Annotated in this window: 9 protein-coding genes; 8 read left to right on the forward strand and 1 reads right to left on the reverse strand. The window is 65.9% G+C overall.

Features of this window, described 5'->3' with window-relative positions:
- Positions 1-4 precede the first annotated feature (4 nt).
- From hisA to ELEN_RS05425, 8 genes are all read left to right on the forward strand, one after another.
- On the forward strand, positions 5-778 hold the full coding sequence (gene hisA, locus ELEN_RS05390; protein WP_009608881.1) for a 1-(5-phosphoribosyl)-5-[(5-phosphoribosylamino)methylideneamino]imidazole-4-carboxamide isomerase: 774 nt from the start codon (positions 5-7) through the stop codon (positions 776-778).
- Positions 779-954: 176 nt separating this feature from the next.
- Positions 955-1,719 (forward strand): imidazole glycerol phosphate synthase subunit HisF, encoded by a 765-nt coding sequence (gene hisF, locus ELEN_RS05395; protein WP_009304783.1) that lies wholly within the window; start codon positions 955-957, stop codon positions 1,717-1,719.
- 469 nt (positions 1,720-2,188) lie between these two features.
- Complete coding sequence (gene hisI, locus ELEN_RS05400; RefSeq protein WP_009304782.1) at positions 2,189-2,509, forward strand: phosphoribosyl-AMP cyclohydrolase; 321 nt, start codon at positions 2,189-2,191, stop codon at positions 2,507-2,509.
- A 143-nt stretch (positions 2,510-2,652) separates the two neighbouring features.
- Entirely contained in the window at positions 2,653-4,860 is a 2,208-nt protein-coding gene (locus ELEN_RS05405; protein WP_015760394.1) for a GGDEF domain-containing phosphodiesterase, read from the forward strand.
- Positions 4,861-5,090: 230 nt separating this feature from the next.
- The gene (gene fsa / locus ELEN_RS05410) at positions 5,091-5,753 is read left to right on the forward strand and encodes a fructose-6-phosphate aldolase (RefSeq protein ID WP_009608849.1); all 663 of its coding nucleotides are present in this window, start codon (positions 5,091-5,093) and stop codon (positions 5,751-5,753) included.
- A complete protein-coding gene (rho, locus tag ELEN_RS05415; RefSeq protein WP_009608903.1) occupies positions 5,750-7,390 on the forward strand; it encodes a transcription termination factor Rho in 1,641 nt (546 codons plus the stop codon). Before fsa ends, rho begins: the two co-directional genes overlap by 4 nt.
- A gap of 141 nt (positions 7,391-7,531) precedes the next feature.
- Entirely contained in the window at positions 7,532-8,584 is a 1,053-nt protein-coding gene (sppA, locus tag ELEN_RS05420; protein ID WP_009608843.1) for a signal peptide peptidase SppA, read from the forward strand.
- Positions 8,565-10,592 carry a methionine--tRNA ligase gene (locus tag ELEN_RS05425; RefSeq protein WP_009608896.1) on the forward strand — a complete coding sequence of 676 codons (2,028 nt, stop codon included), beginning with the start codon at positions 8,565-8,567 and terminating at the stop codon, positions 10,590-10,592. The genes sppA and ELEN_RS05425 overlap by 20 nt, the downstream gene beginning before the upstream one ends.
- A gap of 724 nt (positions 10,593-11,316) precedes the next feature.
- Here ELEN_RS05425 and ELEN_RS05430 read toward each other — a convergent pair.
- Positions 11,317-12,396, reverse strand: a complete 1,080-nt coding sequence (locus ELEN_RS05430) for a molybdopterin-dependent oxidoreductase (protein ID WP_009304777.1) — start codon at positions 12,394-12,396, stop codon at positions 11,317-11,319.
- Positions 12,397-12,403: the final 7 nt, after the last annotated feature.

The following is a 12,403-nucleotide window of genomic DNA, read 5'->3' on the forward strand; positions in this document are numbered from 1 at the left end:
CGCCATGTACCTGCTTCCAGCCATCGACATTCTGGGCGGCAAGGCCGTCCGCCTCGCCAAAGGCGACTACGACCGCGTGACCGTGTACCACGACGACCCCGCCGCGCAGGCGCAGCTGTTCGAAGAGCAGGGCGCGACGTGGCTGCACGTGGTGGACCTCGACGGCGCGCGTTCGGGCATCCCTGAGAATATCGCCATCGTCGAGCGCATCATGCGCAAGACCCTGCTCAAGGTGGAGGTGGGCGGCGGCGTGCGCTCGCTCGACACCATCGCGCGCCTGGCGGACGCGGGCGTGTCGCGCGTGGTGCTGGGCACGTCGCTCGTGGCCGACCCCGACTTCGCCGAGGCCGCCATCGCGCAGTACGGCAAGCTGCTGTGCGCGGGCATCGACGCGAAGGGCGGCGAGGTGGCCGTGGCCGGGTGGCGCGAGGGCGCTGGCGTGGCCGCCGAGGAGCTGGCGCGCGACATGTCGGCGCTCGGGTTCCGGCACCTCGTGTACACCGATATCGCGCGCGACGGCATGCAGACCGGCATCGAGGCCGCGGCGTACGTGCGCATGGCCGAGGCGTTCGGACATCCGGTGATCGCATCGGGCGGCGTGGCCGGCGTGGACGACATCGTGCGTTTGGGCGAGGTGGCCGGCAGCATCGAGGGCGTCATCGCGGGACGCGCCGTGTACGAGGGCGCGCTGTCGGTGCAGGAGGGCGTGCGCGCCTGCGACGAGGCCACGCGCCGAGCCGAGGCCGCCGCCGTCCAGGCGAACCCTTGTGGAATGTGAGTCCAACATGTTTGGTAAGGTCAGCGAGCGGGTTCTTCGCGAGCGCGATTGCCGCGAAGGCTCGACGAAGCGTGCCTTGGGCACGTGAGGAGAACCTGGAGCGGCAAGCGTGCCGCGAAGTACCCGCGCAGCGTCGGCACGTCCGTCGTTGCGTTAGCAACGACGGAAGGAGCGAGATGCTAGCGAAACGCGTGATACCTTGCATGGACGTGAAGGACGGTCGCGTGGTCAAGGGCGTGAACTTCGTGAACCTGCGCGACGCGGGCGATCCCATCGAGCTCGCGCAGCGCTACGACGAGGAGCGCGCCGACGAGGTGATCTTCCTCGACATCACGGCCACGAGCGACGACCGCGCCACCACGGTCGACCTTGCCAGCCGCGCCAGCGAGCAACTGCATCTGCCGTACTGCGTGGGCGGTGGTTTCCGCAGCGTGGCCGACATTCGCACGATGATCGCGGCCGGCGCTGACAAGGTGTCGGTGAACTCGGCCGCCGTGGCCGATCCGTCGCTCATCACGAGCGCCGCCGCGGCGTTCGGCTCGCAGGCCATCCTCTGCGCCATCGACGCGAAGCAGGTGACGGGCAACCCGAACAAATGGGAGGTCTACGTTGCGGGCGGGCGCAAGGCCACGGGCATCGACGCGGTCGCCTGGGCGCAGGAGGCGGCCCGGTGCGGGGCGGGGGAGATCCTGCTCACCAGCATGGATCGCGACGGCAGCCGCGACGGCTTCGACTGCGCGCTCACTCGCGCCGTCGCGCGTGCGGTGGACATCCCGGTCATCGCCTCGGGCGGGGTGGGCAAGCTCGAGCACTTCGCCCAAGGCGTCATCGAGGGCGAGGCCGATGCCGTGCTGGCTGCAAGCGTCTTCCACTTCGGCGAGCTTTCCGTCCGTCAAGTGAAGGAGCATATGCGCGCCCAGGGTATCCCCGTGCGGCTGTAGGGGTGGGGCGGCCCTCGTTTCCGGAGCGAACGCGACGACGGGTCGCTCGACCGCGATCCTCCATCGCGTCAAGGGGTCGCACGGCCGAGCCTTCCGTGCAGCTGAAAGCGCTGCGACTGGCGAAAAAGCATCGAATTCGGAAGTTTCTAGCTGGGTCGCAAGCTCGTCGGAGGCTCTTTTTGCGCATAGAGCCTGGTTGCTGGCTTGCTCCTTTCCGCTCCCGGGCGCCGCATGCGCTTGAAACGGGCGATGTCTTCCGAATTCGATGGCTTTTCGCCATTCAGAACGCCGTAGGCCGCACAGGTGGAGGAGCGATCCGGTTTTCGGACGATCCGACGGCATGGTTTGGGATCGTCCCGAGGACGTTCACGCGCCGGCCTTCCGCCTTCGCAGGAGAGAAGCGAGGGGCGGATGCAGGCTGCGGTTGCGCAAGCAGCCGCAGTACATCGATCGAGTGAGGATTATAGGTATGAACATTCCTGGCATCGCTTACAACGCCGACGGGCTCGTTCCCTGCATCGTGCAGGATGCAGACACGCTCGAGGTGCTCATGATGGCGTGGATGAGCGAGGAGTCGCTTGCGCTCACGCTCGAGCGCGGCGAGACGGTGTTCTGGAGCCGCAGCCGCCGGGAGCTATGGCACAAGGGCGCCACCTCGGGCAACGTGCAGAAGCTCGTGGAGCTGCGTTACGACTGCGATGCCGACACGCTGCTCGCGCTCGTTCATCCGGCGGGTCCGGCCTGCCATACCGGCGAGCGCACCTGCTTCTACCGCGCGTTCCCCCGCTAGCCGCCTCTCGCTCGGAACGCTCAGTGCAGCGAGGCCCGAGGATTCCGCTTATGTTGAGCCGTTGCATCATAGGGGTTGTGAGGATGCCGATCGTGCCTCATAATATTGCGTTCGATTACGGGATGGTTTAGAAGGGGACGCGAGTGACTGACAAGTCGACGGCAGGCCGTGACGGGGAAGCGGGCTCGACCGGCTTCGCTCGGGTTTCCATTGAAGCCCCGCGCATCGATGCCGCTACCGGGCTGCTTGGCAAAGAAGCCTTCTTCGACGAGGCCGCTGCGTATCTTAGGCATTCGGGCGCACGCGATGTCAGCATCGTCTGCTTCGATGTCGACCATTTCAAACTGTTCAACGATCTGCACGGACTTGATTGCGGCGACGAGCTTCTAAGGTACCTGGGTCGCGCCCTCGCCCTCCGCTTCTCGCCCGACGGGGCGCAACCGCTCGCGCGCCTTGCGGCCGATACGTTCGCCTTGTGCGCGACCGGCATCCGCCCCGAGCGTGTCGAGCGCATCCTCGTCGACATCTCCTCCGAATGTCCGAACGGCATCGACGCCATCGTGCGCGCGGGCGTGTACCGCATCGAGGATCCTGCTTCGCCGGTCAGCATCATGTGCGACCGCGCGGTCATCGCGCTTCGCACGGTGAAGGGCAGCTACTTCGACCGCGTGGCTTTGTACGACCCCGGCATGCGCGAGGCGCTCGTCCTCGAACGCGAGGTCGTCGCCGGCATAGAATCGGCGTTGCGCGAGGATCGCATCGAGCTGTTCCTCCAGCCGAAATGCAATATACGCACCGGCAAGATCGTGGGTGCCGAGGCGCTGGCCCGTTGGCGCCATCCCGAGCGCGGCATCGTCGCCCCGGGCGAGTTCATCCCGCTGATCGAGCGCAACGGCCTTGTGTGCTCACTCGACCTGCGCGTGTGGGAGAAGACCGCCGCGTGGATCAGGGGCCTCATCGACGAAGGAGTGCAGCCCGTTCCCGTGTCGGTGAACGTGTCGCGCGCCGACATCTACCTCGTGGACGTGGCCGCCGAACTGCATGCGCTCGTGGAGCGCTACGGCATCGAACCGTCGCTCATCGAGGTGGAGATCACCGAGAGCGCCTATTCGGAACGCCCCGATCGCATCGTGGCCGCGTTCGACGAGCTGGCCGAGCGCGGCTTCACCGTGCTCATGGACGACTTCGGCAGCGGCTACTCGTCGCTCAACATGCTGAAGGACATCAACGTCGACGTGCTGAAGATCGACATGCGCTTCCTCGACCGCGACGACCGGCGCAGCAAGGACATCATGGAATCGGTCATCCGCATGGCGCGCTGGCTGGACCTGCCCGTCATCGCCGAAGGCGTGGAGACGCGCGAGCAGGTGAACTTCCTTTTGGACGTGGGGTGCTCGTACGCGCAGGGCTACTACTACGCGCGCCCGATGGAGGCGGCGGCGTTCGAGGCGCTGCTGACCGACGGTTCGAAAGTTCAGCACGAGCAATGCGCTCTGCAGGATGCGCGCCGTCCCATCCTCGATTTCAGGGATCTGCTGCATGAGAACACCATCAGCGACCGCATGCTTTCCAGCATCATCGGCTCGGTGGCGCTGTACTCGTATGCCGACGGCGATCTGCGCCTGATTCGGGGCAACGAAGCGTACCGGCGCTTGATAGCGACGCTCGGGGAAGGCGTGAACGGCGCCGAGGAGGGCGGCAGCCTGCTTCCTTTCGTGCATGACGAAGATCGGGACGCCCTCGTGGCCGCGGCGGAGGAGACGGTGCGCTCCTGCCCCGACGACGGGGTGGAGGTGGTCGTGCGCCGCATGGGAACGAACGGCTGCCATTGGCATAAGATGCGCCTGTTCCATTTGAACACGACGAACGGTTCGGCCACGGTGTACGGCTCCGTGACCGACGTCACGGAGCGCATGGAGTACATGGAGGCGCTGCGCAAGAGCGAGCAGCGCTTCGAGATGACCTTGGAAGCCAGCGGCACGGTGGTGTTCGAGCTGGACATCCCCACGCGCACCGCTCGCTATTCGGAGTTCTTGCAGCAGGCGTTCGGCTTGGCCGAGACCGTGGCGAACGCCCCGGAGGGGTTCATCGAGCAGGGGACGGTTGCCGAGGAGTCCATCGAGGATTTTCGCGCCATCTACCGAGACCTCTACGCCGGCGCGCCTCGCACGTCGGCGGTTGTGCGCGCCATCATGGGAGACGGGTCGCGTGCGTGGAACCGCGTGACGCTTCTGGCCATGCCGAACGAGGCGGGCGCGCCCGTCAAGGCCGTCGGCCTCGTGGAAAACGTCACGCGCGAGACGGAGATGGATCTTTTGCTGAAGCGTCTCGGTCGTTTCGAGCAAGATTGAGGATCACGCCGTCCGCAAGGCGCGCCCGCACCGTTTCGTAGACCTTCCTCCATCGCTTTTACACGATACCTGCCGCTTTGCGCTTGAACGAAGGAAACACATGCGGTACCATGATGATCAGTTCTTTTATCTCACAGCACACATCCAACACACCCGCATCTCATCACGGAATCCATGCGCGCCGTCGCGCGCGTTTCACCTGTAATAGCCATTGTATAAGGAGGACCTGGGTGAAGTTTTTTCTGGACACCGCCGATCTCGACGAAATAGAAGAGGCGGCCAGCTGGGGCGTGCTCGCCGGCGTCACTACGAACCCGACGCTGTACGCGCGCACCGGAGGCAAGCTCGACGATTTCCACAACCACATCAAGCGCATCTGCGAAATCGTGGACGGGCCCGTCTCCGCTGAAAGCGTCGCCATGACGCGCGACGAGATCATCCGCGACGGCCGCGAGCTGGCCGCGCTTGCCGACAACGTGGTCGTGAAGATCCCCACCATGGTGGAGGGTCTCGCCGCCACCAAGGCGCTCTCCGAAGAGGGCATCCCCGTCAACATGACGCTGTGCTTCAGCGTGCCGCAGGCCATCATGGCCGCCCGCGCCGGCGCCCGCTACATCAGCCCCTTCGTCGGCCGGTTCGACGACATCGCCGAGGACGGCATCTCGCAGTTGGCCGACGTGGTGGCCGCGGTGAACAACTACGACTTCGGCCACGACGTGGAGATCATCGCCGCGTCGGTGCGCAGCGCGAACCACGTGACGCAGGCCGCCCTCATGGGCGCCGACATCGCCACGGTGCCGTTCGCTGCGCTCAAGAAGTGCGTGCAACATCCGCTGACCGACCGCGGCCTGGATGCGTTCATGAAGGACTGGGAGAAAGTTCAGCAAGCATGAGCGAAACCGAAGCAACCACGGAGGCTCCTGCGGCCGCTCCCGTCAAGCGACGTTCCACCAGCGTGAAGGCGAAGACGCAGGGCAAGGCCGAGGGCGCAGCCACTCCGGGCCGCAACTCGTCGGCCACGCGCACGCCGCGCAAATCGGTGAAGGCGGGCGGCGCGCAGCAGCAACAGCCGCAGGGCGGTTCGAACAACCGCCGCCAGAACGCCTCGAACGCCGGCAAGCAGAACAACGGCGGCAGCAATCGCCAGAAGCAGGGCGGCGGCCAGAACCGGCAGAACAACAGCCAGAACCAGCGTCGTCAGCGTCGCCAGCACGACAACAACCGCGGCAACCGCGAAGTGCAGCCCAGCGTGTCGCGCGAGGAGCTGGCGAAGCTCAAGGTGGCCGAGCTGCGCGAGAAGGCCGCCGAGCTCAACCTCGACGTGACGGGCCTCAAGAAGGCCGAGCTGGTGGAGGCCGTGTTCGAAGCCAGTGTCAAGGCCGAGGGCTTCATCGAGGTGTCGGGCATCCTCGACATCCTGGCCGACGGCTACGGCTTCCTCCGCACGCAGGGCTACCTGCCCAGCGAGACGGATTGCTACGTGGGTCTTTCCACCATCCGCCGCAACGGCCTGCGCAAGGGCGATCTCGTGTCCGGTCAGACGCGCCCGGCGCGCGAGAACGAGAAGTACGCCGCCATCCAGAAGGTCACGGCCGTCAACGGCACGCCCGTCGAGGAGCTGGGCAGCCGCGTGCGCTTCGGCGACCTCACGCCGGTCTACCCGGACGAATGCCTCGTCATGGAGCACGGCAAGAACACCGTCACCGCCCGCGTCATCGACCTCGTGTCGCCCATCGGCAAGGGCCAGCGCGGACTGATCGTCAGCCCCCCGAAGGCGGGCAAGACCACCATCCTCAAGGACATCGCCGCCGCCATCAGCGCGAACAACCCCGAAGTGCACCTCATGTGCCTGCTCGTGGACGAGCGTCCCGAGGAAGTCACCGACATGGAGCGCTCCATCAAGGGCGAGGTCATCTCCTCCACGTTCGATATGCCCACCGAGAACCACATCGCCGTGTCCGAGCTGGTCATCGAGCGCGCGAAGCGCCTCGTGGAATGCGGCAAGGACGTTGTCGTGCTGCTGGACTCGCTCACGCGCCTCGCGCGCGCCTACAACCTGGCGCAGCCGGCATCGGGCCGCATCCTGTCGGGCGGCGTGGACTCCACGGCGCTCTACCCGCCGAAGCGATTCCTGGGCGCTGCGCGCAACATCGAGCACGGCGGTAGCCTGACCATCCTGGCCTCAGCCCTGGTGGACACGGGCTCGAAGATGGACGAGGTCATCTTCGAGGAGTTCAAGGGCACCGGCAACATGGAGCTCAAGCTGGATCGCAACCTGGCCGACCGCCGCATCTTCCCGGCCATCGACCCGGTGGCGTCGGGCACCCGCAAGGAGGATCTGCTGCTGGAGCCGCAGGAGGCGCCGCTCATCTGGGCCGTGCGCCGCATCCTCGCGAACACGAACAGCACCGAACGCGCCATGGACATGCTGATCAAGTCGCTCAAGCAGACCGAGACGAACCAGGAGTTCCTCGTGCGCACGGCGAAGAAGGCCCAGCACACAAAGGCCGACGGCTCGCTGGAGTTCTAGGCGCGCCCATCCGTCATCCGGCCGACACCGTGCGCGCCGGTCGCGGTCTTATAATGGAAACCACCAGGGAACCGCATCCGTTGGGTGCGGTTCCCTGTCGCATACGGTAGTATGGTCAGACGCATGAACCAAGGAGGGACCATGTCTCAAGACAACAACTGGCAGCAGCAGGTGTGGCAGCAGCCTGCCGCGCCGCAGCAGCCTGTCGCGCCGGCCGCGCCGTACGGCTACGCCGTGCAGCCCCCGAAGAAAAGCCGCGGCTGGATCGTCGCCCTCGTGGCCGTCGTGCTCGTGTTCGCGCTGCTGGCGCTGGGCATGTGGTCGTGCACGTCGGTCATGTCCTCGTCGTTCGGGTCCTTCGGCACGGGCTCCACGGTCGACGACGTGGACTACCTCACGGGCGACGCGGTCGGCGTCATCGACATCGACGGCACCATCCAGTACGACAACACCACCTCCAGCCCCGAAGGCCTGAAGGCCCAGCTCGATCGCGCCGAGAAGAACAGCCATATCAAGGCCGTCGTACTGCGTGTGAACTCCGGCGGCGGCACGGCTACGGCGGGCGAGGAGATGGCCGACTACGTGCGCGGGTTCTCCGAGCGCACCGGCAAGCCTGTCGTGGTGTCCAGCGCGTCCGTCAATGCGAGCGCCGCCTATGAGATATCCTCGCAGGCCGACTATATCTACACGGCCAAGACCACGGCCATCGGCGCCATCGGCACGGTCATGCAGGTTACCGACCTGTCCGGCCTCATGGAGAAGCTGGGCATCTCGGTGGACAACGTCACCAGCGCCGACAGCAAGGATTCCAGCTACGGCACGCGCCCGCTCACCGAGGAGGAGCGCGCCTACTACCAGGATCAGGTCGACCAGATCAACGAGACATTCATCCAGACCGTGGCCGAGGGTCGCGACATGCCCGTCGAAGACGTGCGCGCGCTGGCCACGGGTCTCACGTTCACCGGCATGACGGCAGTCGAGAACGGCCTTGCCGACGAGATCGGCACCAAGGACGACGCCGTGGCGAAGGCAGCCGAGCTGGCGAACATCGCGCACTACACCACCGTCACGCTCAAGAATCCCACGAGCAGCCTGTCGAGCCTGCTCGACCTCATGTCAAAGAGCAACGTTTCCACCGACGATATCGCCCGAGCGCTGAAGGAGCTGGACACCGATGGCAGCATCGCCCAATAGCAACGAACGAATCTCGTGGCCCAAGCGCGCCGTCGTCACGGCGGGCATGCCCTACGGCAACAAGCCGCTGCACTTCGGCCACATCGCCGGGGTGTTCGTGCCGGCCGACGCCTTCGCGCGCTTCCTGCGCGACCGCATCGGCGCGGCCAACGTGCGCTTCATCAGCGGCACCGACTGCTTCGGCTCGCCCATCAACGAGGGCTACCGCAAGCTGGTGGAGGCCGGCGAGTTCGACGGCACCATCGCCGAGTACGTCGAGCGCAACCACGAGGCGCAGAAGAACACGCTGGACGCCTACGGCATCAGCCTGTCCATCTACGAAGGCTCCGGCATGGGGCATTCGGGCGACGTGCATCAGCTGATCACCGAGAAGTTCATCGAGAAGCTGCACGAGAACGGGCACTTGCAGCGCCGAAGCACGCTGCAGTTCTACGATGCGGAAGCGGGCACGTTCCTCAACGGCCGCCAGGTGGTCGGGCGCTGCCCCGTGCAGGGCTGCAAGTCCGAGCACGCCTACGCCGACGAGTGCGACCTGGGGCACAGCTACGCCCCCGAGGACCTCATCGCGCCGAAGTCGTCGCTGACGGGCACGACTCCCGAGATGCGCCCGGTGGAGAACTGGTACTTCGATTTGCCCGCGTTCGCCGACTTCCTGCGCGGCCACGTGGCGGCGCTCGAGGCCGACCCCGAGGTGCGCGCCATCGTGCCGCAGACCGTCAAGGAGTTCCTCAGCGCCCCCGTCGTCTACATCAAGAACGACGCCCGCGAGGCCTACGACGCCGTGGCGGGCGAGCTGCCGGCCCATCAGCTGCGCGAGGCCGAGAAGGGCAAGCAGAGCTTCGAGATCGAGTTCGCCTCCATCGACGACCGCGACGCGGCGCGCGAGGTGCTGGGGCGGGCGGGCATCCGCTTCCGCACGGGCAAGGCGCTCGTGCCGTTCCGCATCACGGGCAACATCGAGTGGGGCGTGAAGGCGCCGGTCATCGACGGGCTGGAAGGCCTCACGGTGTGGTGCTGGCCCGAGAGCCTGTGGGCGCCCATGTCGTTCACCATGGCCGTCAACGACAAGATGGGCCTGCCGCGCGGCAGCTGGCGCGATTTCTGGTGCTCGGAGGACGCCGAGGTGTACCAGTTCATCGGCCAGGACAACCTGTACTTCTACGGGGTTGCGCAGCCCGCGCTCATCGAGGCGCTGCGCCCTGGCGACATCCTGACGCCCGGCGTGACCGAGCATCCCATCCGCCAGACCACCCTCGTGGCGAACCATCACATCCTGTTCGGCGACAAGAAGGCCTCGTCGTCGGGCTCGGTGAAGCCGCCCACGGCCGACGAGCTGCTGGACTACTACACCGTCGAGCAGCTGCGCGCGCACTTCCTGGCGCTCGGCCTCGACCAGAAGTCGGTGGGCTTCAAGCCCAAGCCGTTTTTGGCCACCCCCGAGGAGCTTGCGGACACGCGCGTGGCCGACCCGGTGCTGAAAGAGGGCGCGCTGCTGACGAACGTGTTCAACCGCTTGGCCCGCAGCTGCTTCTACGAGGCGCAGAAGAACTTCGAGGGCTATATGCCGCTGGGCGATGCGTCCGAGGACGTGGTAGCGAAGGTGCACGAGGTGCTGCGCGCCTACGACGAGACGATGCACCGCGTGGAACTGCACACCATCATGTCCATCATGGACGAGTTCATCCGCTGGGCGAACAAGCGCTGGTCGGACGGCATCCGCGAGGTCGAGAACACGGGCGACGACGAGCTGCGCCGCCAGGTGCTCGTGGACTCGTTCTTCCTGCTGCGCATGGCGACGCTGCTCATGCACCCCGTGGTGCCGGCGGGCGCCGAGAAGATCTGCGACTACCTCAGCTTCGAGTTCGACGACTTCTTCAGCTGGAACTACGACTTCGAGAACATGGACGAGCTGTGCAGCGCCGGCGAGATCACTGAAGCCCGCCACCGCATCCGCGAGCTGCCCCCGCGCTTCGACTTCTTCGCGAAGCACCCGAGCCAGTACAAGTAACGTCCCGACAGGGGGCGGGCCTTCAACGGGGATGTTTTCGGGATGAAGAGCGCCCGTCCGCGGAATGCGGGCGGGCGCTTTCGGTTGACGTGCGTTAGGGAGGGACGGGTGGTTCGACGCGTGCGCAGCTATGGGTGGATTGCGTGCAGCAAAAACGCCGGTTTGGCAGCACCGGCCCGTTCGGACGCCTTCTTCTCGGGTTCGGGAGCGTTGTTTTGCGGAATGCGACCGAGCGCCATCTGGAGTTTTGTCGCTGCTCTTCACCAGTCGCGGAATCGAGGCTGCCAAACCGGCGTTTTTGCTGCACGCGAGCCGGCGAAAACGTGCGCGGCCGTTGCGTGGTCCGACAGCCGAGGGGCGGAGCAGGTTGCCGGGCTGGGCGCAAAGAGGGTTCCATGACAATCTCGAAGCAGTTTCGACGTGCCGGTAGGCTTCGCCAAACCGTATAATCCCAGGTGGTGAAAATCTTGCGTCGCCGCCGACGTCCGATCCGGCCGCCGAATTTGTCATGGGACCCGTTTTGCGCCCAGCTCCGCCTCGCTCTATGTCGGATTTGACACGTCAGGGTTCCAACGTGTCAAAGCACCCGTCCTCTTGACGCACTGGGTGCTGCCGTTCGCCCGCATGGACGCTCGCGACGGTGTGGGACGCAACATGAAAACGCCCGCCCGCATTTCGCGGACGGGCGTTTTCGGTTGGCTCGAGGTTGCGTGCTGCGAAGGGTTTAGGCCACTTCGAACAGCAGCGTCGCCGCAAGCGGGGACACCATGCCGTCGGCGGTTTTCGCGCGCACGGTCATGCGGTAGTCGCCCTTTTCCTCGAACGACGTGGTGAACTGCCAGTTCACCCACTTGTCGGCCGTGGCGCCGTCGGTGTCGCACGACGTCCATGTGCGGCCGTTGTCGAATGAGAACTCGATGGCGGCGATGGGGCTTCCCAGATCGTCGGCCACGCCTTCGAACGTGATCTCGTCGCCTGCCTTGAACACGCAGTCGTCGGAGTAGTTCATGATGTTGATCTTGTTGCGGTAGCACGGGTCCACCTGCTGCACGTCGGGCTCCGCATCCTCCTGCGTCAGCTCGATGTTCACGATGTCGCGCGTGAAGTAGCGCGCCACGGTCTCGGGCATCCACAGCTGCAGGCTCGACCCGGTGGCCGCCTCCAGCTCCTGGCCGTTCACCTGGTACGCCAGAAGCGCGTTCTTCTCCAGCGCGTAGCGCAAGGGCAGCGGCTGGCCGAAGCCGTCGGCGCCGTAGGCGGTGATGGTGTTCACGCCGTCTTCCAGGTCGGCCATCTCCACCACGGCCGACAGCGGCACGCCCATGACGGCCGCCTGGCCGAAGGGCGATCCGGTGGCGCACGAGCACGCCATCATCGTCTCCTGGTTGGCATCTTCGGCCAGGTCGCGCACGTCGATGGTGAAGTTCTTCTTGATGTTGCCGCCCACGTTCACGTAGAAGTTGGCCACGCCGCCCTCCACGTCGACGAGCTCGGTGGCAGGCTTCGAGCACATGCTGGTCAGCGCTGTTCCGAACACGTTGAACAGCTCGTCGTTGGGGGTGACGCCTTCCTGGTTGAAGGTGAACGCTCCCTGGGCGTTGGCCACGGAGACGTAGGACACGTCGTCCTCGTTGAACCATTGTGCGGTCACGACGTTGTCTCCCACGGCATGCGTCGTGGCGATCGGGTCCGCGTCGGCGGTCTGCGGTAGTCCGGCCGTAGCGCCGATACCGCCCACTGCTCCGAACATCAGCAGCGCGCCGCCGGCCACGCCGCCCGCGATCTTCTTGGGGTTGTAAGCCATGGCGTCC

It is taken from the genome of Eggerthella lenta DSM 2243, from assembly GCF_000024265.1.
Taxonomy (GTDB): domain Bacteria; phylum Actinomycetota; class Coriobacteriia; order Coriobacteriales; family Eggerthellaceae; genus Eggerthella; species Eggerthella lenta.

Excerpts from the sequence above, each read along its gene's own strand:
- hisI (WP_009304782.1), top strand. The coding sequence starts at position 2,189 with ATGAACATTCCTGGCATCGCTTACAACGCCGACGGGCTCGTTCCCTGC.
- hisA (WP_009608881.1), top strand. The coding sequence starts at position 5 with ATGTACCTGCTTCCAGCCATCGACATTCTGGGCGGCAAGGCCGTCCGC.
- ELEN_RS05430 (WP_009304777.1), bottom strand. The coding sequence starts at position 12,396 with ATGGCTTACAACCCCAAGAAGATCGCGGGCGGCGTGGCCGGCGGCGCG.
- hisF (WP_009304783.1), top strand. The coding sequence starts at position 955 with ATGCTAGCGAAACGCGTGATACCTTGCATGGACGTGAAGGACGGTCGC.
- sppA (WP_009608843.1), top strand. The coding sequence starts at position 7,532 with ATGTCTCAAGACAACAACTGGCAGCAGCAGGTGTGGCAGCAGCCTGCC.
- ELEN_RS05425 (WP_009608896.1), top strand. The coding sequence starts at position 8,565 with ATGGCAGCATCGCCCAATAGCAACGAACGAATCTCGTGGCCCAAGCGC.
- rho (WP_009608903.1), top strand. The coding sequence starts at position 5,750 with ATGAGCGAAACCGAAGCAACCACGGAGGCTCCTGCGGCCGCTCCCGTC.